The sequence below is a fragment of the Natrialba sp. INN-245 genome, from assembly GCF_009807105.1.
GTDB lineage: Archaea > Halobacteriota > Halobacteria > Halobacteriales > Natrialbaceae > Natrarchaeobius > Natrarchaeobius swarupiae.
The window spans coordinates 120,003-143,846 of record NZ_WUBV01000020.1 but is presented as its reverse complement, the minus strand read 5'-3'; the positions used below and the strand labels follow the sequence as shown (position 1 = coordinate 143,846).

The 23,844-nt window shown below is 64.7% G+C and carries 29 protein-coding genes and 1 tRNA gene; 17 read left to right on the top strand and 13 right to left on the bottom strand.

The features are described from left to right. Nucleotides 1-161: 161 nt before the first annotated feature. From GRS80_RS08350 to GRS80_RS08335, 4 genes are all read left to right on the top strand, one after another. A complete protein-coding gene (locus GRS80_RS08350; protein WP_149081865.1) occupies nucleotides 162-512 on the top strand; it encodes a DUF555 domain-containing protein in 351 nt (116 codons plus the stop codon). Between the two features lie 75 nt (nucleotides 513-587). After that, the gene (locus tag GRS80_RS08345; RefSeq protein WP_149081864.1) at nucleotides 588-1,127 is read left to right on the top strand and encodes a CBS domain-containing protein; all 540 of its coding nucleotides are present in this window, start codon (nucleotides 588-590) and stop codon (nucleotides 1,125-1,127) included. Nucleotides 1,128-1,375: 248 nt separating this feature from the next. Further along, nucleotides 1,376-2,875, top strand: a complete 1,500-nt coding sequence (locus GRS80_RS08340; protein ID WP_160047135.1) for a zinc ABC transporter substrate-binding protein — start codon at nucleotides 1,376-1,378, stop codon at nucleotides 2,873-2,875. A gap of 3 nt (nucleotides 2,876-2,878) precedes the next feature. Beyond that, on the top strand, nucleotides 2,879-3,862 hold the full coding sequence (locus tag GRS80_RS08335; protein ID WP_160047134.1) for a metal ABC transporter permease: 984 nt from the start codon (nucleotides 2,879-2,881) through the stop codon (nucleotides 3,860-3,862). Between the two features lie 134 nt (nucleotides 3,863-3,996). Here GRS80_RS08335 and GRS80_RS08330 read toward each other — a convergent pair whose 3' ends face one another. From GRS80_RS08330 to GRS80_RS20375, 3 genes are all read right to left on the bottom strand, one after another. Then, entirely contained in the window at nucleotides 3,997-4,506 is a 510-nt protein-coding gene (locus GRS80_RS08330; protein WP_238386938.1) for a hypothetical protein, read from the bottom strand. A 140-nt stretch (nucleotides 4,507-4,646) separates the two neighbouring features. Continuing rightward, complete coding sequence (guaB, locus tag GRS80_RS08325; RefSeq protein ID WP_160047133.1) at nucleotides 4,647-6,149, bottom strand: IMP dehydrogenase; 1,503 nt, start codon at nucleotides 6,147-6,149, stop codon at nucleotides 4,647-4,649. 255 nt (nucleotides 6,150-6,404) lie between these two features. Beyond that, entirely contained in the window at nucleotides 6,405-6,542 is a 138-nt protein-coding gene (locus tag GRS80_RS20375; protein ID WP_200840348.1) for a hypothetical protein, read from the bottom strand. Between the two features lie 140 nt (nucleotides 6,543-6,682). Here GRS80_RS20375 and GRS80_RS08320 point away from each other — a divergent pair, with 140 nt between their 5' ends. Continuing rightward, nucleotides 6,683-7,171, top strand: a complete 489-nt coding sequence (locus GRS80_RS08320) for a DUF309 domain-containing protein (protein ID WP_200840347.1) — start codon at nucleotides 6,683-6,685, stop codon at nucleotides 7,169-7,171. 222 nt (nucleotides 7,172-7,393) lie between these two features. Then, nucleotides 7,394-8,191: a succinylglutamate desuccinylase/aspartoacylase family protein gene (locus GRS80_RS08315; RefSeq protein WP_160047132.1), complete on the top strand. Its 798-nt coding sequence runs from the start codon at nucleotides 7,394-7,396 to the stop codon at nucleotides 8,189-8,191. 168 nt (nucleotides 8,192-8,359) lie between these two features. On the opposite strand, the gene GRS80_RS08310 is transcribed toward GRS80_RS08315, so the two are convergent. After that, the gene (locus GRS80_RS08310) at nucleotides 8,360-9,094 is read right to left on the bottom strand and encodes a hypothetical protein (protein ID WP_343161500.1); all 735 of its coding nucleotides are present in this window, start codon (nucleotides 9,092-9,094) and stop codon (nucleotides 8,360-8,362) included. A 161-nt stretch (nucleotides 9,095-9,255) separates the two neighbouring features. Here GRS80_RS08310 and GRS80_RS08305 point away from each other — a divergent pair, with 161 nt between their 5' ends. Further along, nucleotides 9,256-10,035, top strand: coding sequence for an AAA family ATPase (locus GRS80_RS08305; protein ID WP_343161499.1), 780 nt, complete (start codon nucleotides 9,256-9,258; stop codon nucleotides 10,033-10,035). A gap of 162 nt (nucleotides 10,036-10,197) precedes the next feature. Further along, nucleotides 10,198-10,620 (top strand): universal stress protein, encoded by a 423-nt coding sequence (locus GRS80_RS08300; protein WP_160047130.1) that lies wholly within the window; start codon nucleotides 10,198-10,200, stop codon nucleotides 10,618-10,620. Nucleotides 10,621-10,658: 38 nt separating this feature from the next. On the opposite strand, the gene GRS80_RS08295 is transcribed toward GRS80_RS08300, so the two are convergent. Then, a complete protein-coding gene (locus GRS80_RS08295) occupies nucleotides 10,659-11,114 on the bottom strand; it encodes a universal stress protein (RefSeq protein ID WP_160047129.1) in 456 nt (151 codons plus the stop codon). A 279-nt stretch (nucleotides 11,115-11,393) separates the two neighbouring features. On the opposite strand from GRS80_RS08295, the gene GRS80_RS08290 reads away from it, so the two are divergent. Then, a complete protein-coding gene (locus GRS80_RS08290; RefSeq protein ID WP_149081229.1) occupies nucleotides 11,394-11,783 on the top strand; it encodes a DUF2267 domain-containing protein in 390 nt (129 codons plus the stop codon). Nucleotides 11,784-11,837: 54 nt separating this feature from the next. On the opposite strand, the gene GRS80_RS08285 is transcribed toward GRS80_RS08290, so the two are convergent. Together GRS80_RS08285 and GRS80_RS08280 are read right to left on the bottom strand one after the other, a co-directional pair. Continuing rightward, a complete protein-coding gene (locus tag GRS80_RS08285) occupies nucleotides 11,838-12,719 on the bottom strand; it encodes a universal stress protein (RefSeq protein ID WP_160047147.1) in 882 nt (293 codons plus the stop codon). Nucleotides 12,720-12,807: 88 nt separating this feature from the next. Continuing rightward, on the bottom strand, nucleotides 12,808-13,569 hold the full coding sequence (locus GRS80_RS08280; RefSeq protein ID WP_160047128.1) for a sugar phosphate isomerase/epimerase: 762 nt from the start codon (nucleotides 13,567-13,569) through the stop codon (nucleotides 12,808-12,810). A 135-nt stretch (nucleotides 13,570-13,704) separates the two neighbouring features. Between GRS80_RS08280 and GRS80_RS08275 the strand changes: the two genes are divergently transcribed. Both GRS80_RS08275 and GRS80_RS08270 read left to right on the top strand, forming a co-directional pair. Further along, nucleotides 13,705-14,145 (top strand): pyridoxamine 5'-phosphate oxidase family protein, encoded by a 441-nt coding sequence (locus tag GRS80_RS08275; RefSeq protein ID WP_160047127.1) that lies wholly within the window; start codon nucleotides 13,705-13,707, stop codon nucleotides 14,143-14,145. A 291-nt stretch (nucleotides 14,146-14,436) separates the two neighbouring features. After that, nucleotides 14,437-15,024 (top strand): DoxX family protein, encoded by a 588-nt coding sequence (locus tag GRS80_RS08270; RefSeq protein ID WP_160047126.1) that lies wholly within the window; start codon nucleotides 14,437-14,439, stop codon nucleotides 15,022-15,024. 33 nt (nucleotides 15,025-15,057) lie between these two features. Here the strand turns inward: GRS80_RS08270 and GRS80_RS08265 are convergent, their stop codons facing one another. Then, the gene (locus GRS80_RS08265; protein ID WP_160047125.1) at nucleotides 15,058-15,450 is read right to left on the bottom strand and encodes a hypothetical protein; all 393 of its coding nucleotides are present in this window, start codon (nucleotides 15,448-15,450) and stop codon (nucleotides 15,058-15,060) included. A 228-nt stretch (nucleotides 15,451-15,678) separates the two neighbouring features. After that, nucleotides 15,679-16,143, bottom strand: a complete 465-nt coding sequence (locus GRS80_RS08260; RefSeq protein WP_160047124.1) for a universal stress protein — start codon at nucleotides 16,141-16,143, stop codon at nucleotides 15,679-15,681. Nucleotides 16,144-16,306: 163 nt separating this feature from the next. On the opposite strand from GRS80_RS08260, the gene GRS80_RS08255 reads away from it, so the two are divergent. Next, a complete protein-coding gene (locus tag GRS80_RS08255; RefSeq protein WP_160047123.1) occupies nucleotides 16,307-16,711 on the top strand; it encodes a secondary thiamine-phosphate synthase enzyme YjbQ in 405 nt (134 codons plus the stop codon). An 11-nt stretch (nucleotides 16,712-16,722) separates the two neighbouring features. Here GRS80_RS08255 and GRS80_RS08250 read toward each other — a convergent pair whose 3' ends face one another. Further along, nucleotides 16,723-18,276: a hypothetical protein gene (locus GRS80_RS08250; protein ID WP_160047122.1), complete on the bottom strand. Its 1,554-nt coding sequence runs from the start codon at nucleotides 18,274-18,276 to the stop codon at nucleotides 16,723-16,725. A 111-nt stretch (nucleotides 18,277-18,387) separates the two neighbouring features. Between GRS80_RS08250 and GRS80_RS08245 the strand changes: the two genes are divergently transcribed. The 3 genes from GRS80_RS08245 to GRS80_RS08235 all read left to right on the top strand — a co-directional run bounded on the left by GRS80_RS08245 (nucleotide 18,388) and on the right by GRS80_RS08235 (nucleotide 21,527). Then, nucleotides 18,388-18,951 carry a hypothetical protein gene (locus GRS80_RS08245; RefSeq protein WP_160047121.1) on the top strand — a complete coding sequence of 188 codons (564 nt, stop codon included), beginning with the start codon at nucleotides 18,388-18,390 and terminating at the stop codon, nucleotides 18,949-18,951. 89 nt (nucleotides 18,952-19,040) lie between these two features. Beyond that, on the top strand, nucleotides 19,041-20,792 hold the full coding sequence (gene ligA, locus GRS80_RS08240) for an ATP-dependent DNA ligase LigA (RefSeq protein WP_160047120.1): 1,752 nt from the start codon (nucleotides 19,041-19,043) through the stop codon (nucleotides 20,790-20,792). Between the two features lie 111 nt (nucleotides 20,793-20,903). Further along, nucleotides 20,904-21,527, top strand: coding sequence for a uracil-DNA glycosylase (locus tag GRS80_RS08235; protein WP_160047146.1), 624 nt, complete (start codon nucleotides 20,904-20,906; stop codon nucleotides 21,525-21,527). A gap of 31 nt (nucleotides 21,528-21,558) precedes the next feature. Here GRS80_RS08235 and GRS80_RS08230 read toward each other — a convergent pair whose 3' ends face one another. Beyond that, a complete protein-coding gene (locus GRS80_RS08230; protein ID WP_160047119.1) occupies nucleotides 21,559-21,777 on the bottom strand; it encodes a hypothetical protein in 219 nt (72 codons plus the stop codon). Between the two features lie 83 nt (nucleotides 21,778-21,860). Here GRS80_RS08230 and GRS80_RS08225 point away from each other — a divergent pair, with 83 nt between their 5' ends. Both GRS80_RS08225 and GRS80_RS08220 read left to right on the top strand, forming a co-directional pair. Beyond that, nucleotides 21,861-22,604 carry a hypothetical protein gene (locus GRS80_RS08225; protein WP_160047118.1) on the top strand — a complete coding sequence of 248 codons (744 nt, stop codon included), beginning with the start codon at nucleotides 21,861-21,863 and terminating at the stop codon, nucleotides 22,602-22,604. A 41-nt stretch (nucleotides 22,605-22,645) separates the two neighbouring features. Next, a tRNA-Ser gene (locus GRS80_RS08220) sits at nucleotides 22,646-22,729 on the top strand. A gap of 175 nt (nucleotides 22,730-22,904) precedes the next feature. Here the strand turns inward: GRS80_RS08220 and GRS80_RS08215 are convergent. After that, nucleotides 22,905-23,399: a hypothetical protein gene (locus GRS80_RS08215; protein ID WP_343161498.1), complete on the bottom strand. Its 495-nt coding sequence runs from the start codon at nucleotides 23,397-23,399 to the stop codon at nucleotides 22,905-22,907. A 76-nt stretch (nucleotides 23,400-23,475) separates the two neighbouring features. After that, nucleotides 23,476-23,832 (bottom strand): hypothetical protein, encoded by a 357-nt coding sequence (locus GRS80_RS08210; protein WP_160047117.1) that lies wholly within the window; start codon nucleotides 23,830-23,832, stop codon nucleotides 23,476-23,478. Between the last annotated feature and the right edge of the window lie 12 nt (nucleotides 23,833-23,844).

Genomic DNA, 23,844 nt, shown 5'->3' with positions numbered 1-23,844 from the left:
TGATTAGAGACATGTTTACTTAATGGTTTATGTCACGGGTTGTCGGCTTCAACCCCGGGGTCAAGCCCCGGGGCATTCGCCTCGACCGCCTGTAAAATCGCCGATCGACGAGGAAAAAGCCGAACCGCAAAGCAGGAAACCCCTGGGACCATCGAGGACGTATGGGCAACTATCTCGTCGCGATGGAAGCCGCGTGGCTCGTTCGTGACGTCGAGGAGATTGACGACGCAATCGGCGTCGCCGTAAGCGAGGCTGGGAAACGACTGAACAACGAGGGTATGGAGTACGTCGAGGTCGAGGTCGGCGCTACCGGCTGTCCCGCGTGTGGGGAGCCGTTCGATTCGGCGTTCGTCGCGGCGGAGACCGCCCTCGTCGGTCTCGCACTCGAGATGGACGTGTTCAACGCCGACGGGGAGGAACACGCCTCGAGGATCGCAAAGAGCGAAGTCGGTGGCGCGTTGCGCGACGTCCCCCTCTCCGTTATCGAAGTCATCGAGGTTCCCGACGAGTAACCATCGGTGACGGGCGATCCGCCAAGACTGTACGGCACCCAAAACACTTTCTATAACCCGTAGTTATGTGTCGGTATGGAACTGCCGACACCAGCGGACCTGCGTCAGCGACGGACCGATCTCGGGCTCACCCAGAGCGAACTGGCCGACAAAGCCGACGTCTCACAGCCGTTGATCGCCCGTATCGAAGGCGGTGACGTCGACCCCCGCCTCTCTACGCTCCGTCGAATCGTCAACGCCCTCGAGAAAGCCGAAAGCGACGTCGTTCGGGCCGATGATCTGATGAACGAAGCCGTCGTCAGCGTCTCACCTGACGATCCCGTGAGCGAGGCCGCACGGAAGATGGAGTCGGAAGCGTACTCCCAACTCGCGGTGATCCAAGAGGGGATCCCCGTCGGATCGATCAGCCAGAGCGATCTAGTTCACGTCGACTCCGGAGCTCGAGACGAACCCATCGAAGACCACATGAGCGAGAGCTTTCCGACGGTGTCGAAAGACGCGACGCTCGACGAGATTGGCAACTTACTCGAACACTACAAGGCCGTGATGATCACGGAGGCCGGCGACACCGTCGGAATCATCACGGAAGCGGACGTCGCCAGCCGTCTCTCGTGAGAGCGGCGACGGCGACCTCGCCCACCGATTCGAAACGAGGCTGTACGCCCAACGGCGCACAAACGCCCTCTCGAGGCTGATTCTCCGGGTCCACCGTGGCAGCGTTTTTCGAGGGGATATCCGATAGCACTCCTTATTATCCCTCATATTCTGCCCAATTGTTCACTTATTCAGGGTGACAACGGAGTTAGCGCAGTATTTGGCCCCATTCACAGCACGTATTACCACGCCACGGCGAGAGTCGAAGCATGAACCAGACGCGGCGGACGTTTCTGATCGCCGGTGGAACCGCATCGGTGAGCGCCGTCGCCGGCTGTCTCGAGGAGTCAGACCGATCGACCGACTCCTCCCATCGTGGGGACCGACGAGCGTACGCGTCGTTTTTTACGCTCTCGGAGTTCACGCGAGCGGTGGTCGGCGACGCGTACGAGGTCGACAACGCCGTTCCGTCGGGCCAACACGGTCACGAGTGGCAGCCGTCGGTCGACGTCCTCCCGACCGTCGTCGAGTCGGACGTCTTCGTCTACCTCGGCGTCGAAGGGTTCCAGACCTGGGTCGACGACGCCGTCGACCGGATCGACGTCGACCACGCCGACGACGTTGCACTCGTCGACGCCGCAGCGGGGATCGATCTCCTCGAGTACGACGATACCCACGGTCACGTACACGGGCACGACGGCCACAGCCACGCAGACGACCACGGAGACGATCACGGACTCACCGAAGTGAACGGCGAGATTGTCCACGACCGTTCGATCAGAGCGATCGACCTCACCGATTCCGAGACCGATGAGCGCGTCGCCGACGCACACGGCAACCACTGGCACGGTGGCCCACTCGAGGTCGCCGCCGACGGCTCGCGGACGCTCGAGGCGATTCTGGAGGCCGGAGATGGCGCGACGATCGATCCCTCGACGGACAAGTACTCGATCGATGTCCGAATCACGGGCGGCGACGCGTTCGCTGCCGTCGACGGTGGGGGCGATCACGTCCACGTCCGGGGCGACGGAGACGGAACCGCGACGCTCGTCGTCCAGTTGCTCGTCGAGGACGAGGTCGTCTGGGAGTCACCCGGACTGGACGTTCGCGTCGGTGACGGCGACGACGGCCGTCCCGACGGTAGCGCGGACGATCACGGCCACTCCCACGACGACGGCGAACACGGTCATGGCCACGGAGACGGCGGTCACGACCACTCCCACGGCGAGTACGACGCGAAGTTCTTTTCCGATCCGGTCTTGGCTCAGAGGGGGGTCGAGATTATTCGGGACCGCCTGATCAAAATCGACCCCGATCGAGAGTCCGTCTACACGTCGAACGCCGCCGACTACCTCGAGCAACTCGAGGCGCTCGACGACCGGTATCGCGAGGCGCTCTCGGATCGGGAACACGACCACGTCTTGCTGGCGGGACACGACTCGTTTCAGTATCTCGGCGAGCGCTACGGCTTCGAGATTCACACACCGATGGGACTCTCGCCGGACGACGAACCGAGCGGTACCGAGATCGTGGCCGCAGTCGAGTTCGCCGAGGAGCACGGCCTCGAGTACGTCCTCTGGGACTATTTCGACGGCCCGGAGCTGGCGGAGACGATTGCGGCGGAAGCCGACACCGTGGTGGGCACCGAGATGGTGTCGCCGGCCGAGAGCGTCGTCGAAGCCTGGGACGAGGAGGGGTACGGCGGCTACGTCGGTCAGATGGTGGAGATCAACCTCCCGGCTTTCCGCAGAGCGCTCGGTGCCCGATAGCCGATGCGACGATCGCTCGCGCTGGTCGTTCGGGCGATGCTCGGAACGATCGCAGGTGCGGTCCTCGTCGTTTTCCTCCCGATCGCGTTCGGCGTGATGCCCGAACGGTTCTTCGACGCTGGCTGTTCGACCGGCCGCGCGCTCGGCACCGAGATGGGGTGTTATCGCTTCATGTGGAACACGATCACGGTCGGCGTCTTCATCGGCATCGTCGGCCCACTCATTGGGGTCTTCCTCGTTCACCGGGAGATGTCGCTGATCGGCGAGACGCTTGCACACACCGCCTTCGCCGGCGTCGCGTTCGGAACCCTGCTGTTCGCGGCCTCGGGGTGGGACGCTCGCCTGTTGCTCGTCGCACTCGCCGCCGCGGTCGTGGGTGCCCTCGGCGTCCAGACGCTCGCCCGCCGAACCGGGTCGTACGGCGACGTGCCGATCGCGATCGTACTTACCGGGAGTTTCGCGCTCGGAACGCTGTTCATCGATGTCGGCGGCGGATTCGCGTTCGTCAACATCAACAGCTACCTGTTCGGCAACATCTCGATCACCGACGAGCGAAGTGTCACCCTGATGGCCATACTCAGTCTCCTCGTCGTCGCGGTCGTTGCGCTCTCGTACAAACAGTTTCTGTTCATCACGTTCGACGAACGCGCCGCTCGAGTCGCCAGAGCGCCGGTATCCGCCTACAACACCCTGCTGATCGTCCTGACGGCGCTCGTGATCGTCGGGGCGATGCAGATTCTGGGTGTCATCCTCGTGGCCGCGATGCTCGTCGTCCCCGTCGCGTGTGCGTCCCTGATCGCAGGGAGCTTTCGCGAGACGGTGTACACCGCGATCGTCGTCGGAGAACTCTCCGTCCTCGTCGGAATCGTCCTCTCGTGGACGTTCGCCCTCCGCCCGGGAGCGAGCATCGTCGTGATCGCGATCGGTCTCTACCTCGTTGCAGTCGCTCGAGCGGATCGAGCTGGTGGCGTGAGTGGAACTCACTGATCGATCGCTCGAAAACGACGACCCTGGTCTGGTGGTAGGTGGTCTGCCGGTATCGACGCACAGCGGTCCGTCGCAGTCGTTCGTACTGGGAGCGTCGTCGGTTGACACTCAACCGGAATCGGTCTTGACACCGCTCAGTCAGAATCGTCGCTGTCCGGGTCGTCGCCGACGGGAACTCCGTCGTCTGGACCGACGGGAACCTCGTCACTCTCACCGGCGTCTTCCGTCTCGTTTATCGTCTCACCGCTGTCCTCGCGTCGGACCTCGACGACGAAGTCCTCGTCGAGCCAGACGAGAACGAGGCCGGTATCCGGCGTGATCGTCACCTCGCGTACCTCCGTCTCGTCGTCGTTTTCCACGTCGAACCTGGTGATCCGAAGCGTCTGGTAGACGCCCTCGAGATGGGGAGGAATGACGTTTTCGCCGGGCGTAACCGCGTAGGCCTCCTCGTAGGTCTGGCGGTTCGTCTCGCGCTCGTAGGCGACCAGCTGGACGTTGTAGTACTGGTCGCTCTCGCTGTAGATCTCGATCGGCACCACACCCTGGACGCTTCCCTCGAAGTGCTCCTGGACCCCCTCGAGACAGCCCGCGAGGCCGACAGCTCCGAGCACACCAGCAGACTGCAGTACCGTACGGCGGTTCACACCCCTCACTCGGGACCGGACGAACGTAGGCGTTACCTTCTCGACTCGAGCGACGATCCGGTCCCCGTCCACGGAACGATCCGCAGATCGACGAGAGCGGGTCAGTCGTCGACCACCGATCGTGGCTGCCGTCGGACCGATCAGTCGCTGTCCGGCGAGTAGTTCGGCGCCTCGTCGGTGATGACGACGTCGTGGGCGTGGCTCTCGGCCTGTCCAGCCGAGGAGACGCGGACGAACTCGGAGCGCTCCTTGAACTCCGGGATGGTGCCCGCGCCGACGTAGCCCATTCCCGACTGCATACCGCCGGCGAGTTGGTGAAGTTCGGACTTGAGTGTCCCCTTGTACGGCGTCGCGGCCTCGACACCCTCGGGAACGTACTCGTCGTCGTCCGCCGGATCGTCCTTGAGGTACCGATCGCCGTCACCGGATTTCATCGCGCCGACCGATCCCATGCCGCGGTACTGTTTGTACTTTTTCCCGTTCATCGTCACGACGCGGCCGGGCGCTTCCTCAGTGCCTGCAAAGTACGAGCCGAGCATGACTGCGTCGGCGCCGGCTGCGATCGCCTTGATCGCGTCACCCGAGTACCGGATGCCGCCGTCAGCGATCACCGGAACGTCGTGTTCGGCCGCGACGTCGGCGACCTGTGCGACCGCCGTGATCTGGGGCATCCCCGCACCGGAGACGATGCGAGTCGTACAGATCGAACCGGGGCCGATGCCGACTTTGATCCCGTCTGCGAAGTCGACCAGTTCCGCGGCGGCCTCGCGCGTGCCGACGTTCCCCACCACGATGTCGGCCTCGACGGCCTCGTCGATCTCGCGGGCACCCTCGATCACGTTCATGTTGTGTGCGTGGGCGGTGTCGATAAAGAGCACGTCCGCATCCGCTTCGTCGGCCGCCTCGGCGCGCTCGAGTTCGAACGGGCTGACGGCGACGCCACAGCGAAGACGGCCGTCCTCGTCTCGAACTGCCTCCTTGTACTCCCGACGCTGGAGGATACCCTGCATCGTTACGAGACCGACCAGCAGGTTCTCGCCGTCGACGACGGGGACGCGTTCGATCTTGTGATCGTACATCAGATCGAACGCATCACGCGCGTCGATGTCGGTCGACGCGGTGATCACTTCGTCGGTCATCGCCTCCGTCACCGGATCGTCCTCGTTGACCTCGAGGTGTGGACGGATGTCCGTACTCGAGATAATTCCCAGAACCTCGCCGCGAGTGTTGACGACCGGCGCGCCGCCGACGCCCTCGCGGGCCATCAGGTCGTCGACTTCCCGGACGGACATTTCGGGGTCTGCCGTGACGACCGACTCGAGGGGAATGATGAGTTCGTCCGCGCTCTTGACGCGGTCGATCTCCTCGACCATCTCGTCGACGTTCATATTGCGATGGAGGACGCCGAGACCGCCGTGGCGAGCCATCGCGATCGCCATGCCGCTCTCGGTGACGGTGTCCATCGCCGCCGAGAGAATTGGAACGGAAACCTCGACGGATGTCGACACGCGAGAGGTCAGGTCGGCGTCGTCCGGCTCGACGCGGCTCTCTTTCGGCCGCAACAGGACGTCGTCGAAGGTCAGCGCTTCCGGTACCTCGAGTTTCGAAGAATAGGGCTCGTGCTCGGGAACGTCGTTCGCCATGTAAACCGTCCGACCCCTCCGGGCAAAAGCGTTGCGAGACGCGAGCCCGGGTGTGAACGTCTCACGGACTCGCGGTCTGGGGCTGAGACGGATTACTGTCAGGCGGCTCCGGTACACCCGCCTCCGTTCGACGACTCTGCCATGAGATTAGACGCCACCCTCCCCCTGTCACTTATACGGATTACTGTCGCGATGTACCGGTGAGACCGCCGTCCAGGTCGCGGTCTCACCGGAACTGATCTACAGTAAACCGTATTACTGGGGCCGAGGCGAACGCCGTTCGAAGACGTCTTCTGCGTACCGCTGGTCGCAGTTCAAACACTGGTAACCGCCGTCGGCGTGTTCGTAGAGACGTTCTCCGCAGTCCTGGCACTTCCCGCGCGGATAGTTCATTCGCTCGAGTCGTCTCACCGATCCGTTATAAGTTCGTCCGTCGATCTGTCCGTTCTTTTTCTACCCGTCGAGCTGTCCGTCCTTTTTCAGTCCGCCGACGATGGATCGTCTTTTTCGGCTCCCACGTCGTACGGTCTGTCGTGGACGACCACACCAGTAACCCGGATACCCCACCTCCGTCGTCTGGGGAGCCGACAGGGTGGCTCGCCGCCGAGGGGCGCTGGACGCACGCGACACTCCGGGAGGCGACGGTCCACGGCGTGCGTCTGTTCAACGCCGGCGACTACCACGAGAGCCACGACTGCTTCGAACTCGAGTGGTACAACTACGGCCGCGGGACGACCGAGAGCGCGTTCCTCCACGGGATGGTCCAGGTCGCCGCCGGCGCGTACAAACGACACGACTTCGACACCGACGACGGCATGCGGTCGCTCTTCCGGACTGCGCTGCAGTACCTCCGTGGGGTTCCCGCGGACTACTACGGCGTCGACGTCCTCGAGGTCCGGACAGTTCTGACGAACGCACTCGACGACCCCGAACGGATCGACGACTGGCGAATCCGGCTCGACGACGACCGACCGACGGCCCGGCCCGTCGAGTACGCCTACGTCGAGGACCTCGAGGACTGATACGGTTTGCTGTACCGATGTCCCGAGATAACCGGAGTCCGAAAGTGGTTGCGCGGGACTGACGAACAGTAGACCCTCTAACCGGTACGAGCCACGACGAGCCGTTCCGCCGACACCTTCGTGTGAAACCATCACACGAGGTGGCTGTCGTACCTGTCCCGTGTGTGATCGGTTTTGCGACGGACCGAACGGCCTTTGAAGACGTAGCCCAACTAGCAGGTAATGAGAGTCGCACAGCTCGGGTCGGGAACGCCGGAAATCGCCGTCGTCGCCGGTATTCACGGCGACGAGCCCTGTGGCGTTCGCGCCGTCGAACGACTCCTCGACGATCCACCCGCCGTCGAGCGACCCGTGAAACTCGTCGTCGCCAACGAAACGGCCCTCGAGCGCCGCGTTCGGTTCGTCGACGAGGACTTGAACCGGACGTTTCCCGGCGACCCGAACGCGAAGACCCACGAGGGACAGCTCGCACACCGACTCGTCGAGGAACTCGAGGGGTGTCTCACCTTCTCGATGCACTCGACACAGAGCCACGCCGAACCGTTTGCGATCGTCAACGGCATAAGCGAGACCGCACACGAGGTCGTTCCACAGCTCCCCGTCGTGGCGATGGTCGAGACCAGCAACTTCTCGGAGGGACGGCTCTTCTCCGAGATCCGAACGATCGAGGTCGAATGCGGCCTCCAGGGCTCGGAGACAGCAGCCGAGAACGCCGACCGGCTGACGCGGTCGTTCCTGACCGCCGTCGACGCGCTGCCGGGGGATACGGTCGGACGGGACCTCCCGTTGTTTCGGCTCACCGACATGATCTGCAAGGACCGAGCCGACACCTACGAGGTGTTCGTCGACAACTTTACCGAAGTCAGCGCTGGCGAGACGTTCGCCGCCGCCGACGGCGACGCGCAGGTCGCAGGAGAGTCGTTTTACCCGATTCTCATGTCGCCGAACGGTTACCGGGACGTCTTCGGCTACGCCGCCGAGAAGATCGACGTACTGACGTCGCCGCCGACGGCCGACTGACGGGCTCGATCCCGACCACTCCCGTCGGAGCGGTCGCTCGTTCGTTTTTCGTCTCCGTCGATTTCCGACCGGAACACCCTCGAGTTACGCGGTGAGCGCCTCGAGGCTGGCTACCGGGTCGAACGTCGGGACGGCGAGACGTCTCGTACGGATTGACGGCAGATCGTCTCACTCCTCGACCCCGCGGTGTTCGGCGAGCGCCTCGTCGATCGTCAACTCGCCGGCAGCGACGCGACGCGCCAACATCTCGTCGATCGCGCGGTTTCGGTCGCTTCGCTCCCGCGAGCGGTCCTTGATGAGCTGAAGCTCGCCTTTCGTCGGCTCGATCTCCCGCGAGTCGACGACCTCGCCCTCGAGACGGGCGATGTTGACGGCGGCGAGAACGTCTTCCATCCCCCGCGCACCGGTGCCAAGGTAGGGCGTCGTCCCGGTTTCGTCGACGAGTTCGACCCGGACGTCCTCGAGGTCGTTGACGAGCGTCGCACCCTGGAGGCGAGAGCCGTCGCCGATCCGAACGACTGGGGTGGCGGCGTCGCGTACCTCGCGTTCGATGACGTCGACGGCGTCCGCGAGCGGGACCTGGAACGCCGCGACGACGACACCGCCGTTGAGGACGGCGATACCCGGTTTTCGTCCTGGATCGACGCCGATGACCGTTCGGCCGTCCTCGCCACGGATCGTGGTCAACGCTTGGTCGACGGCGCGACGCGGATCGTCGGGATCGGCGACGATCGTCGCCACGTCGTCGAACGTCGCAGCGTTGTCGGCATCGGTGACGACGACGGCCGTTCGGTCGGGAACCGTCTCGTCGGGTTCGACGGTCGTGAACGTGACACTGCGGTCGCGTAGCTCGGTAACGACGCCGTGGTACACCTCGAAGTCCGACGTGGCGACGACGATCACGTTCGACCGTTCGGCTCCGGGGAGAATAAACGTGTCCGACCGCGAGGAGTGCTCAGCGTCTCGGATCGGCGGATGGCTCGATTCCCCGCCCGCGTCGCTTCTCGAGTCGGTCTCTGGCCCGGTTCCGGGGGGTTTTTGCGAGGACGGTACCAACTCAACCCGTGAACGACGAGCCGATTTCGACCGGCTGTGGTCCGGTCGACGAGCTACTCGGCGGGGGGTTCGAGCGGGGAACCGTCACGCAGGTGTACGGACCGCCGGCCGCCGGGAAGACGAACCTGGCGCTGTCGGCTGCGGTCGAGGCGGCCATCGACGGCGGCACCGCCGTCTACATCGACACCGAAGGGCTTTCGCTCGACCGCTTCGAGCAACTGCTCTCGGCTCGAGTCGACGACGCCGATCGACCGACCGCCGACGTCGCGAGCGACGACGCGAGCGGGCGCTCCGATCCCGACGGGGGCGACCCGACAGTCGAGACCGTCGCCTCGCGGATCGTCGTCGAGGACGCACTGGATTTCGAAGAGCAGGCCGAAGCCGTCCGCGACGTCGAGGATTTCGCGGATCGTGCCGACCTCGTCGTCCTCGACAGCGCGACGGGCTTTTACCGACTCGAGCGAACCGGCGACGGCGACGAGGGCGAGTCGCTCAGGCGCGTCGCCCGACAGGTGACCCACCTCCTCTCGCTCGCTCGCAAACACGACTTGGCGATCGTCCTCACGAACCAGGTGTTCGCCGATCCCGACTCGGATCGGACGCGGGCCCTCGGCGGGAACACCTTAGAGCACTGGACCGGCGTCATCCTTCGTCTCGAACGCTTCCGCGGTGGCAACCGCCGGGCGACCCTCGAGAAACACCGGTCGAAGCCGGTTGGCGAGTCGGCTCAGTTCCGGATCACGAACGCGGGACTCGAGGGCGGTGACGAGACGACACACCGCCGATAGGTAAGTGGAAGTCCTCGCGAGCGTACCGGAGTGTCACCCGCCAAAGCAATCCGGTCGTCGACTGTACCCCGGCCCGAGCACCGGGGGCCGCCGTTCGATCGTCCCCACGGACGGTAATTCTGGGATGGTTTTATTCCGCTCGTCGCCAACCGATACGACGAGATGGCGCGAACGATTCTCGTCCCACACGATGGCTCGCCACACGCCCAGGATGCTCTCGAGTACGCCCTCGAGACATTCCCGCGGGCTGAGATCGTCCTGTTTCACGCGATCGATCCGTTCGACCTCACCGACCAACCCGAGCGCTCGCCGTTGACCGAACGGTGGCTCGACGATCGACGGGAAGACACGGCGGAGCTGTTCGACGAGGCACTCGCCGACCTCGAGATGGGTGACGCGACGGTCGACACGGAGACTGCGGTCGGATCGCCGGGCCAGACGATCGTCGCGGCCGTCAACGACATCGACGCCGATCAGATCGTCGTCGGGACTCGCGGCCGCGGAAACGTCGCCAAGGCGCGGGTGGGGAGTACGGCGGAACTCGTCGTCAGGCGTGCGGACGTCCCGGTGACGGTCGTCCGGTAGCAGTTTCAGCCCTCGTCAACCGCGTTGAAACAGTGTCGTCACTCCTCGGGATCCCGAACCACGGTAACCGGAACCGGTGCGCGACGGACGACCAGTTCCGCGACGCTTCCGAGGAGCAGTCGGGCCGTCCCAGTCCGGCCGTGACTTCCCATCACGACGTGGTCGACGTCGTTCTCCTCGACGTAGTCGATGATCTCGCGTGCAGGATCGCCGGATCTGTGATCCGTCTCGAGTTCGGCGTCGTAGTCGTCCGCGATCTCGCGGGCCCGGTCGAAGACCCGTTGTTCCTCCGTGTCCGCGCGCTCGTACCACGCGTCGGAGCCGTGTGGTGGCTCCGTCCGCACGTCCACGTCGGTCGCAACGCTGTATCCCGGGTCCCACGGGTCGACGACGTGAAGCGCGACGACGCGGGCGTCGTCGGTCTCGAAGGCGTGTTCTAGAGCGCGCCAGGACATCGGCGAACCGTCGATCGGGACCAGTAGCGTTCTGGACATCGACTGTCTTTACCGTCCACCGGACCAAAATAGTATCCGTCACCCGTCTGGTGAAACGAAAGACCAGTGACACGTCTCCGACGCGTGTCTTCCGTCCAGTTCGGAACGCAGCGCTCGAACGAATGCAGCGAATCGCCACCCCGAGATTTATACCGTTCTTCGAGGTACCCCTCCTACATCGGATCTTCCCACGGTGTGGCCCCGCTGCGATCGGTCGGTGTGACACGGATGGTGTGTGGGATCTGATCCAGTCGAATACTGACACGGTACACGATCGATATGAACTACAAGGAATTCGTCGGTCAGGTTCAGCACAGACTCGAGTACGCGCAGTTCGGGCAGGCGGTCCGGGCAACCCGGGCCGTCCTGACGACGCTCGGTGAACGGTTACAGGAGGGAGAGGCGACGGATCTCGCCAGTCCGCTTCCGATGGAGATCGACCGCTACCTGACGGAAGCCGACCACGGCCAGCGTTTCGACTACCAGGAGTTCCTCGAGCGCGTCGCCGAACGCGAGGGCGTCGATCGGGCGGATGCGAACTACCACGCACAGCAGCTACTCGCCGTCGTCGCGGACGTCGTCCCGCCCGGAAACATCGAGAAAGCACACAACCAGTTGCCCGAGGAGTTCGACGGGCTCTTCGAACTGATCGAATCGCCGGAGGAGTGACCGCGATCCGCCCGTCGGCCGCGACGATAGTGGTACTTACTGATGGCAGCCGCGTCAGTCCGACGCGGGCGCGTCTCGAACGAGCGTAACCGTCCGTGGCGACCGGCGTGCGACGCGTTCGGCGACCGATCCCGTGATCAGTCGGGCCGGAAGCGACCGGCCGTGACTCCCCATGACGATCTGATCGGAGCCGTTCGACGCACGGTCGACGATCGCCCTCGCGGGCGAATCGTTCCCGGTCGCCGTCTCGAGTGTCATCCCGCGGTCGTCGGCGACGGCCCGTGCGGACTCGAAAATCCGTTCGGCTCGGCGTTCGCGATCGTCGAGAAGCGCTTCGAGGTACGTTCCCTCGACGTCCTCTCGTGGCCGATCGAACGGAAGCGAGAGCGCGTGAAACGCCGTAAACGAAGCCGTCGGGTACGCCTCGAGCGCAAACTCGAGGGCCGCCGTGGACTGTTCGGAGCCGTCGAGGGCTACCAGGATCTCCCCCGGAAGCTCCCGTTCGTCGAGTTCGGCCGTCGTCTCGGGAACGATCGTCGTCGAGACCGGCGACCGGCGGACGACGGCCTCGCTTACGCGACCGAGAAACGGACGCGTGATCGGTGACTGTCCGTGACTGCCCACCACGACGTGATCGACATCCGTCGCCGCCACCTCGAGTATCTCCGTGTGTGGTGTCCCGGTCCGAAGCGACGTTCGAAGGTCGACGTCTCGATCTGCCGCCCGGTCGGTCGCACGATCGAGAACTCGTTCGCCGTGGGCCTCTGCTCGCTCGAGGGACGTATCGGTCGAACCCGCGGTCGCCTCGTCGTCGCGCGTCGGATCGATGACGTACAGCGCGGTTATCGTCGCGTCGGGAAACGAGCGAAAGCAATACTCCAGTCCGGCGAACGCGTGGTCCGATCCGTCGATCGGAACGAGGACGTGTCCTGGCATCGAGATCACCTGGCGAGCGTCGACTCGCACGCGAACGGTTACGACGACGTGTGGTATAAATCCGAACCACCGTCTCCTCGGATCACGGTTAGTCGTCCGCCGGGGATGTCTCCAGGGCTGCCGTCGCCCGTCGAGCCGTATCGTCGAGCAGGTCGAGATCGTCCGTGAACACCTCGAGGGCGACGCTGCCGTCGAACCCGGCGAGGTGGTCCGTGACGACGCCGTAGTCGATCTCACCGGCTCCGATCGGGATGTGCGTATCCCCTCGACTTCGAGCGTCGTGGACGTGCAGGTGCGAGACGAGGTCGCCGTACCGCGAGCAGAACCGATCGACGCCGTCGTCGCCGTCTTCCATGTAGGCGTGGCCGACGTCGAAACAGACCGACGTACCGGTTTTACGGGCCAGATCCCCCAGAACCGTCAGCTGGAGGCCACGCGCCTGGTGGCCGACGTTCTCGACGACGAGCTCGACGCCGGCGTCCGCCGCGGCATCGTCGATAGCGGCCAGTTGCTCCGCGAACATCGGGCGGAGATCCGTATCGTGTGGGTTACGAGCCGTCCCGTGGAGCACGGCCTTTTGCGCGCCGGCGGAGCCCGCCCACTCGAGCAACCGCGTCTGGTAGTCGCGGATGGCGTCGTTGATCTCGGGAACTGGCGTCACGACGTCTTGCTTGAACGGGAGATGAACGCACAGATCGGCGTCCGCGTCCGCGAGGATCGACTCGAGTCGCTCGGTATCGACGTCCGTCGGGTCGGTTCCTTCACCGATGGAAAACTCCGCGAAATCGTAGCCGTCGATCGTACGCTCGAGGCGATCGAGCGAGTCGCCGACGGTGAGGCCAACGTCCATACTGATCGAGTGGCGGCCACGCCTATAGATTCCGGGGATCGCGTTCGCTGTCGTCCCCGACCGACCCGTCGAGCCAACAGCAACGACAGACGGCGGGTACCGGGTTTTTTAGCGTCGACGTGGTACGGGCTCGAGATGACAGGATTCCGCTGGGTAACCCTGACCGGCGACGAACGCGACGCGTTCCTGGCTCCCGGTGGAACGGGCGTGCTCTCGTTCGCGACCGACGACGGACCGCCGGCGTCGCTTCCAGTGTCGTACGGCTACTCTCGTGAGGGCGGGACCTTCTACTTTCGGCTCTCGTTTCCACCGGGGAGCAACAAATCCGATGTGATCGAGAACCCGGTTTCGCTGGTGGTATTCGACGAGACGGCGGACGGCTGGCGAAGCGTCGTTGCCACCGGAACGCTCGAGGAACTGGCAGATTTCGATCCCGAGTCGGCGACGGTCCAACAGATGTGGGCGGTTCAGATTCCGACGGTCGACGTGTTCGACCGACCTCGAGACGAAATTGACTTTCAGGACTTCTGTCTCGAGCCGGAGTCCGTGTCGGGTCGAAAGAGCGTCGACGAGTAATACGGATTGCCGTCTCGATCTCTCGGTGCACCCGCCGTCAGGGTCGCGGATGCGCCGGAAATAACTGACAGTAAACAGTATAGTACGGTCTGCGGTGACTGATTGCCGTTCGATCGCTCGTCGGTCTACGATCGGCCGGTACCGACTCACAGGAGTCCGTATGGGCGGATCCGAATACTGTTCGGATCGTTCTGGGGTGGAATAGGGTACGTCTGTCGGGAGCTATCGAAAATATGGAATTACGCCGATTGTTAAGTATCTCCCGCCGAACCCTCGAACAGCGACTTCACTATGGCAACCAAACGACGACCTGCAGAACGAACGCTCGAATCGACGCTACTCGGCCGCTCAGTCTCGTTTAACTACTCCGAAACGTGGGTCGCATACTCGATCTTCGGATTGCGACTCGTGATGGCCTGGGTGTTCCTCCAGGCTGGCCTCGAGAAGTTGGCAGACGGCGGATTTGGAGATCCGCTCGCGTGGTCGTCGGCCGGCTTTCTGAACAACGCGATCGCCGAGGCGAACCCCGTCCACGGGCTGTTTCTCTGGTTCGGGGAGTATACGGCGATCGTCGACCCGCTGGTCGTCTTCGGACAGATTCTCATCGGCCTGGCGCTGTTGTTCGGCGCACTCTTCCGATTCGCCGCGCTGATGGGAGCACTCCAGATGCTGTTCTTCTGGACCGCAGCCTGGCAAGGCGGATTGCTCGAGGGATTCCCGGTCGAAAACGGCTACCTCATCGACAGTTCGTTCGTCTACATGCTGTTGTTGTTCGGGCTCGCCGCCTGGGGTGCCGGTCGACTGGCCGGCGTCGACGGCGTCCTCGAGTCGAGCCAGCCCGTCCGGTCGAACCCGTGGATCCGGTACCTGCTCGGGTAGCGTACGTCGTCCCGTCCGATCGACCGATATCGACTACGCCCGTCGGCGCTTTCCGAGCGCACGGGCTGCGAGCACGACGAGCGTGAATCCAAGAACCCGAACGCCCGTGACGAACTCCTCGTTCCAGTTGACTTCCTCTGGCTGATCGTACGCGAGGGACGCGCCGGCATCGAGATACTGCTTCGGTGCTACGGCCGCCACCAGTCCGGCGACGCCGGCGACGTTCAGTAGCCAGCCGTACGCTCGACCGCCCGCGAGGGTCGCGAGAACGTAGAGGACCCCCTCCGCTCGGACTGCCGGCGCGAGCCACGGTTTCGCCGAACACTCCTCCGGATTCTCGAGTGCGATCGCCTCGTAACTCTCGATGACGCCGTCCGGAAACAGTGCGACGACGACACCGATCAGACCGAACACGATTCGTGACATAGCCAAACGTTCACACGAACGAATAATAATCGTACCGGCGCGGCGGTCGTATCCGGACCACAGTCGATCCCTCGGCGACGTCCGGTGGCTACGGGACGGGAGCCGCCGGCAAACGATGAGGACGCTCACCCAGCGGGAGTTTCGGCGGCGATCGTCGTGTGGCCGCGCCGAAACGAGAGACGGCCAGGACAGACGGGGCCGAGCCCTCGGCTGGCGACGGTCTTCCGATCACTGACTCACGTCGTCCGTCTCGACTGGCGTCTTCACGACTGTCACCGGCCGGGCCGACATGTGGGTAACCCGTTCGGCGACGCTGCCGAGCAGCCGGCGATACTCGCCGGATCGATTCTTCGAGCCGAGGACCGTCAGTCCGACGTCGGCGTCGTCCCCGTACTCGAGGATCTCCTCGTGGGGGACGCCGTGGCGGACGACGGTCTGGGTTTCGACGCCGGCGTCGCCCACTCGTTCGGCGATCGAATCGACGGCGTCGCGTCCGGCGTTCTCGAGTGCGCTCTCGAGGCCCTCGAACTCGTGGACGTACTCGTCGCCGGGGTAGGAACTGTACGCCTCGGCGTCGACGACGTACAGGACGTGCAGTTCGGCATCGTAGCGCTGTGCCGCGTCGATCGCGTGTTCGATCGCGTCGTCGACACCAGCGCTCATGTCCGTCGGCAAGAGGATCGTCTCGTACATTCCGTTCGGGGATACGGGTTCCCCTACGATAGTTTTGGGGCCACTTCCAGCGGACTCGGAACGGGACAGGTCGTGACCGCCCGCCCGAAGCGAGCGAATTCCGTCGAACGACGGCCCGGTCGAGACGTAACGATCGTATCGGTGGAGCCCGTCGTGAACGCGTATGAGCGAACCAGAGGACGATCGCCACGCACAGTTTTCGATCGACACCGACGATCGACTCTCGGTACGCGAGATCACCGACGAGGTCGAACGGACACTCCCTGCGGGCGTGTCCGGGACTGCGACCGTCTTCGTCCAGCACACGACTGCAGGCGTCACGATCAACGAAGCGGAACCGCGCCTGCTCTCGGATTTCGAGGACGCCCTCGAGGACCTCGTTCCGAACACCGGCTGGAACCACGACGAACTCGACGGGAACGCCGACTCACACGTCCGCTCGATGCTCGTCGGTCCGAGTGTGACTATCCCGGTCAGCGACGGATCGCTCGCGCTCGGTACCTGGCAGTCGGTGCTGTTCGTCGAGTGTGACGGTCCCCGAACCAGAACGGTACAGGTGTACTGGTAGCCGCCGAACCACTACTCGACGATCCAGTCCGCGAAACTCCCCTCGAGTAACGTCTCGGACTGTCGCTCGACGTATCGCCGCTGCATCGATTGGATCGCGTCCTCGAGCGTGGCACCGTCGTCGACTGCGGTCCGAACTCGCTCGTGTTTCCACCGACCCGGCGTCACCGCCTGTCGAACGCGTCGACGGAGCGGATAGAGATACTTCGCGGCCTGCTCCTCGGTCAGTCCTCGATTGGTCAGTCCGTCCTCGGCGTGAGCGAGGAGGTCTTCGTACAGTGCGAGCGAGTCCGTCGTCTCTTTGCCGTCGTTTGTGATCCAGGTCAGGTCGGCCTCGAGACCGTCACGCATCGCCGCGTAGAAGTTCTCGCGGGCGATCTCCCAGTCGAGTTCGTTGACCGGATGCTCGAGTCTGGTCAGACTCTCCATCAGGCCGGCGAAGGCCGCGAGAAACGAGACGGAGTCCCGGACCGTCGGTTGTGCCGGGATCGGCCGGAACTCGATGCGTGCATTGGCAGCGGAACGGGTCGGACCGCCGAAGACCGGACGGACCCACCGCCAGTAGGTGCCGTGTTTACGCCGGAAATGGGGGAACCGATCGTCGAACCGTTCGCCGGCTTCGACCGGCATCGGGACCATGGTGTCGTCGGCCGCGACCCGGTCGACTGCCTCCTCGACTGTCGAGAGATCCCTGGGGAACCGAACTTTCCCCTCGCCAGTCGAGGGGTCGTTGAGGACGGTCTCGAAGACGCTGATCCGGTGTTCCATCCAGCAATCGCCGAGGACGTCCGCCGCGGTCGCCGCCTCGTCGTAGAGATCCGGCGGGAAGAACGGCGAGTTGACACCCAGTGCGAGCAACGGCCCGGCGACCCGGAGGGCGTAGTTGAAATACAGCGGAAGGTCGATCGCGTGGGGGACCTGGTAGTGTGGCTGAATCGACGTGATGAGGCTCTCGGGCATGACGGTATCGCCCTGGAGAGAGACGTGTGGCGCTTCGACCCGCATCCCCGCCGCGCTCGCTCGCTCCGTGTTCGCCATCGCGTGATAGCGGGCGGAGTCGCTCATATTCGTGGCGATGCGAAACGATCGCTCGCGCCCGTCACGGGAGGGGACGGTTCGATCGACGCTGTCCGTCAGATAGGTCGCGGCGTCCTCGCCCTCGGGCGGAATCGTCCAGAGAGCGTCGCTGACCAGCCGCATCCGTTCGGAGCTGGTCACATCGAGTGCCGTCTGCAATCGCGCTTTCACCTCGGACTCCTGGGCCGCGAGCCCGTGGGCGTTCAGTGGTTGCGGACTGGTCGTCATCTCCGCGTTGTGCAATCCCAGCTCCTTTTCGAACCCGATCAACTCGAGGAGCCGTCGCGGCACTCGCCGGAGGTCACAGCCGTCGTCTTTGACCGCGTAGAACTCGTACTCGAGGCCGACGATCGCCTGCGGGTTGTCGAAGACGCCGTCCTCGAGGGCCTCTTTGATGACGGCGGTGTCTTCCTCGGCCCGTCCCCGGAAGTCCTCGGCGTCGACCGATAACACGTCGGCGACTCTCGCGGCGAGTTCCTCCTCTGGCATACCTCCGAGTGCGAGCCCGATCCCTTTAAAGCCGGCTCTCTCCGACGAAACACTTCCAGCGATCCCGATTCCGCCCAAAGAAATTTGGTTGTGCTGACACAACATTTTCCCATGGCCCCCATACCAACCCTCCAGTCCCTCGCGACCGCGTGTAAGCGATTCGGCCCCGGACGGCTGCCGCGCGCGGACCAGCGAGAGCTCGGCGCTGGCTACGCGGGTGCGGCGGCCGCCGTTTCGATCGCCGTCGTCTACGCGTTGGCCACGACCGTCGTCTACCACCTCGGTGTCACACACGACTTCATTCATCCGTTCTGGAGCGCGAGTGCGCTCGTCGCGGTCCCGTTCATCGTCCCGGCCGCCTTCCTCGTCGCCGCGGCAGTCTGGCGATACCTCCCCGATCGCACTCCGTTCTTCGGGGCCGTCGCCGGAGCGCTTGCGACCGTGTTGACGTACGCGCTCGCGCTCGTCCTCGTCTTTCTTACCCTCCTCGTCGTTATGGCCGTCGGCGGAACCGGAACGGGAATCGAGACGACGACGGAGCGGCTCGAGGTCGCATCGATGCTGACGGTCGTCATCGGCATCTTCGCCGTGATCCTGACCGGCTGGCTGACGATCCCGATCGGCTGTCTCAGCGGAACGATCTACGAACGCGCTCGAGCCGTCCCGGTTCGGTAATCACACCTCGAGGCGTCGGTCGCTTTTCAACCATCCAGGCCGAGCGGGTCTCAGAACCGTTTTACCCCCGCCGGGGATAGCAACGGCCGATGAAGTTCGCGACGTTCGCCGAGCGAGCCGCGGAGATCGACGCCGAATCCGCCGACCTCGAGATCGTCGAGTGCGTCACGGACCTTCTCGTCGACGCCGGCGACGAGATCGAGGTGATCGCCCGCTTCGTCCAGGGTCGCGTGTTCCCGGCCTGGGACTCGACGACGCTCGACGTCGGCCCGTCGGCGTGTTACGAGGCGATCGCTCGCGCCGCAGGAACGAACGTCGACGCCGACGACGTCGAGGATCGGCTCGCGGAGATCGGCGAGATCGGAGAGGTCACGGCCAGCTACGAGTTCGGCGGCCAGCAGGGGCTCAGTGCGTTCACCGGCGGTAGTGGCGGAGACGACCCCACCGTTCGGGAGGTCCACGAGACGCTCGTCTCGCTCGCGGCCGCGGAGGGCTCCGGAAGCCAGGACCGGAAGATCGACCTCCTGTTCGGCCTGTTCAACCGCTGTTCGAGCGAGGAAGCCCGCTATCTCGCACGACTCGTCCTCTCGGAGATGCGCATCGGCGTCGGCGAGGGGGCCGTCAGAGATGCTATCGCCGACGCGTTCGACGTCCCCGACGACCGGGTCGAACGCGCCTTGCAGGTGTCGAACGATTACGGCAGGATCGCTCGCGTCGCCCGCGAGGAGGGCCTCGAGGGGCTCGACGCCGTCGACCTCGAACTCGGCCGTCCCGTCCAGGCGATGCTCGCACAGGCCGGAACCGTGACCGACGCGCTCGAGGAGTGGGAAGAAGCCGCTGTAGAGTGGAAATACGATGGTGCGAGAATTCAATTGCACCACGATCCCGACGGCCTCGAGCACGATCCCGGTGCCATCGACGCGTCGTCCAGCGCCGGATCCGACGACTCGAGTGCCGCCACGCGCGTCTTCTCGCGAAACATGGAGGACGTCACCGCCGCGTTGCCGGAGGTCGTCGAGTTCGCCGAGGAGACTCTCGAGGAACCCGTCATCCTCGACGGGGAGGTCGTCGCCGCCGACGCCGACGGCGAGCCGCTGCCGTTCCAGGAGGTGCTCAAGCGATTCCGGCGCAAACACGACGTCGAGAAGGCCCGCGAGGACGTCGCCGTCCGGCCCGTCTTCTTCGACTGCTTACACACCGACGGCGAAGATCTCCTCAAGGAACCGGTAGTCGACCGCCACGACAGGCTCGAGAGCGTCCTGCGGGCTCGGGTTGGAGACGACGTCGAACCGACGGACGTCGACGGACTCTCCTTGCTCTGGATCACCGACGACGCCGACGAGATCGAGTCGATCGACGCCGACGCACTCGAGGCGGGCCACGAGGGGATCATGCTCAAAGACCCCAAATCGGCGTACACGCCCGGCCGTCGGGGGAAGAACTGGCGAAAGCGAAAGCCGGACGTGGAGACGCTCGACTGCGTCGTCACCGGTGCGGAGTGGGGCGAAGGCCGGCGTGCGACGTTTCTCGGAACGTTCGAACTCTCCGTTCGCGACGGCGACACGCTCGAGACGGTCGGCAAAGTCGCGACCGGCATCACGGACGAGAAACTCGCCGAGTTGACGGAGTTACTCGAGTCACACATCGCCGCCGAGGACGGCCAGGAGGTAACTCTCGAGCCAGCGGTGGTCTTCGAGGTCGGCTACGAGGAGATCCAGACCTCGCCGACGTACTCTTCGGGCTACGCGCTTCGGTTCCCCCGGTTCGTCGGGGTTCGCCACGACAAGAGCCCCGACGACGCCGAGACGCTCGAGCGCCTCGAGTCGCTTCGGTCGTCGTAGCACCTGCTCTCTCGGTGATCGTGATCGACCATCAGTCGCGTTTCTTTTAGTATCTGGCCCCGAGGTTCGGGTGTGGACGCGAATCAGCGAACTCGAGCGAACCCGTTCAACATGGACGAGGAGTGTCGGAACTGCCCCGCGCTCTGTGAGACGCGAACGCAGGTCGTCCACGGCTACGGCGACGTCGGGGCAGACTTCCTGTTCGTCGGTGAACGGCCCTCTGCCGCCGCAGACGACGTCGGCGTTCCGCTCGTGGCGAGTGCAAGCGACGCCACGGACGGTGACAGTGAGGGAAAATCGGACGGGCTTCGACGCATTCTCGAGCGCCTGGCACTCTGTGACGCCACGTCGCCGGCGGATCGACCGAAACTCGAGAACGTCTACCTGACGAATCTCACGCGATGTCGGGATCCCGAGCGGCCGCCGACCGACGAGGAGATCGACAACTGCGAGCCGTATCTGAACGCCGAGATCAGGATGATCAACCCCGAGGTCCTGATCCCCGTCGGCGAGCGTGCGCTCGCCGAAATCGCGACGGAGTACACGACGACGCCGGCCACGGAACTCGCGTTTCCGGACGCCCACGCGACGACGATCCGCGGTCGCGGGTTCGCACTCGTCCCGATGGTCGAGGCGCGAGCGCAGACCGACGAGCAGACCCAGGCGTGGGTCGAACACTTCGCGGCGCTGATGGCCTCGGACTACCGCCAGACGAAGGGACGTCGGGAACGATAGCGGGCGACCGAAAGCGCCTCGGAGTGTTACACTACCAGTACGGTGTGGCCAGTCGACGGGACCCGCCCGTTCCGAGGCCGACCAGGGCGGCGACGACAACGATCACGACCGCGAGCGTCGCGGCCGACGGTACGAGCAGGTCGCCAGCCGACTCGAGGAGGTACCCCGAGACGAGGCCGTAGACCCCCAGGACGACCGTACAGCCGACGACACTGACGCCGAACGCACCGGCGAGCGTTCGTTCGTTCATACGTTCTTCTCGACGCCGATCGGCATACCGATTGTCGTGTCACAAGCGCCGCGTTCAAGGGTCGCGACGCCGGAGTGACGGGCATGATCGTCGTCGTTCCCGTCGACCCACCGTGGGATGGGCTCGCCCTCCCGTCACTCGTCGAGACGACCCCGTTGACCGAATCCGAGGCGTCCCTGCTGTCCGAGGCCGCGACGGCGGACGTCCTGCGGGCCGCCGCGGCGAGCGGTGGGGACGTCCTCGTCAACTACCGAGACGAGGGGACGCTTCCCGACGACGTCGACGTGGGCGAGGAGCCCGAAGATGCGATTCGCGACCTCGCTGCAGACGCCCTCGAGGGACTCGAGGAGGTCCGGTTCGAACGGCAAGTCGGCTCCACGCGTTCGGCGCGGATCGGCAACACCGTCACCCACCTGCTCGAGCGCGAGGAGGTCGGAACGGTGGGCGTACTCGAGCCGACCGCGTCGCTGGTCGGCCGGTCGGACATAGATGGCGCGGCGATGGGGCTCAGACGCCACGACGTGGTCCTCGGGCCGTCGTCGGGCGGACGCGTCTCTTTTGCGGGCTTTACCGATACGATCGACTTCGCCGAGGCGTACGCGACGCCGGCGCTCTCGACGCTGGCACGCCGGACCCGGGCGGCCGGACTGGACCTCGGGTTCGCGCCCGTGATCCCCTCCGTGGCGACGGAGTCCGGGCTGTGTGCGACCGTCGCGACGCTCGAGGCGCACGAGATCGCCGGCAGACCGGGCGGGGAGGCGACGGCGGCCGCGATCGAGGAACTCGGGCTGGCGGTCGGAGAAGACGGTCGACTCGAGCGGCGGTAGACCGATAACCATTTTTGAACGCGTGGGGAAGGTGTGGGTGAGGTGGGGTGGCAGAGCGGCCCAACGCGCCTGCCTTGAGAGCAGGTGGCTGTCAAGCCTCATGGGTTCAAATCCCATCCCCACCGTTGCTGTCGCGAACAATCACGTGAGCGACAGCGAGGCCGATGGGATTTGAACTAGAGAAGTCGCAGCACGCGAACGAAGTGAGCGTGATCGTCTTCACGTCGTTCAAATCCCATCCCCACCGCTTGCAGGACTGAGTAGGGAGTGTGAACAAACGGTCTGGGTGGATCGTAACGCTCACTCGAGTTCCAGATATTCCTCGAGCCACGGTGGTTCGTCGGTGTAACGCCACTCGGCCCACTCCGCCTTCTCGCCGGCGTAGTAGGCGCGGTAGGCTGCCACGGTGTCGTCGGGGTTCCGGTACTCTTCGGGCATCGCCTGCGGTCGGGGCGTCGGCCCCTCGCTCGGAAACGCGATCTCGTCGGGATCGATCCGGTCGATCACGGTCCAACTGGCGTGGTCCTCGGTCTTCTCGTAGCGTTCGACGAACTCCGCGTTGAGCGCCTCGGCGTGGTCGCACAGTTGGAGCCAGTTCGCGCGTGACTCGGTCGCCCAGCGCGTAACTGGATGGTCGACGTGGGTCGACTGGTAGAGAAAGTCGGCCCCGGAGCCGTTCTCACGGGCGGCAGTACAGAGGACTTGCGCGGCCTCGAGCAACAGTTTGTTCACGTGTTGATCGCAGTGATAATGGGCGGCGAGTCGGGGGTCCTCGTCGAGCCAGAAGACGTTCACGGCGAAAGGAAGGGCCGACGAACCGAGAGTCTATCGCTCGAGGCGGGAGTCGTTCGGTATCGGGCGGTTCGGAGGGTTATCGCTCGGCGGCGGTGCCCCGGTAGCCGGCAGTGAACTCGTACGCGACGACCGCGACCAGCAACGCGGCGACGAGGCCCGCGATGATCAGCCGCTCGGTCGCGTCCGCGCCGGAGAATCCGAGCATCGCGATGACGAGTGCGAGGACGGCGGCGATCCGAACGCGTTTACGTCCGGGAACGTCGTCGTCCGTAGCGGCCAGGTACAGTTGCGGGAGGACGATCCCGATTCCGGCCAGGACGACGAACGCCAGCACCGAACTCTCTGCGCCGATGCCCGTCAGGCCGACGATCGTCACGGCGAGCCAGACCAGGAAGAGCGATCCGAGGAGGACGCGGTTTTCGCGGGAAACCATGGACGATCGGGA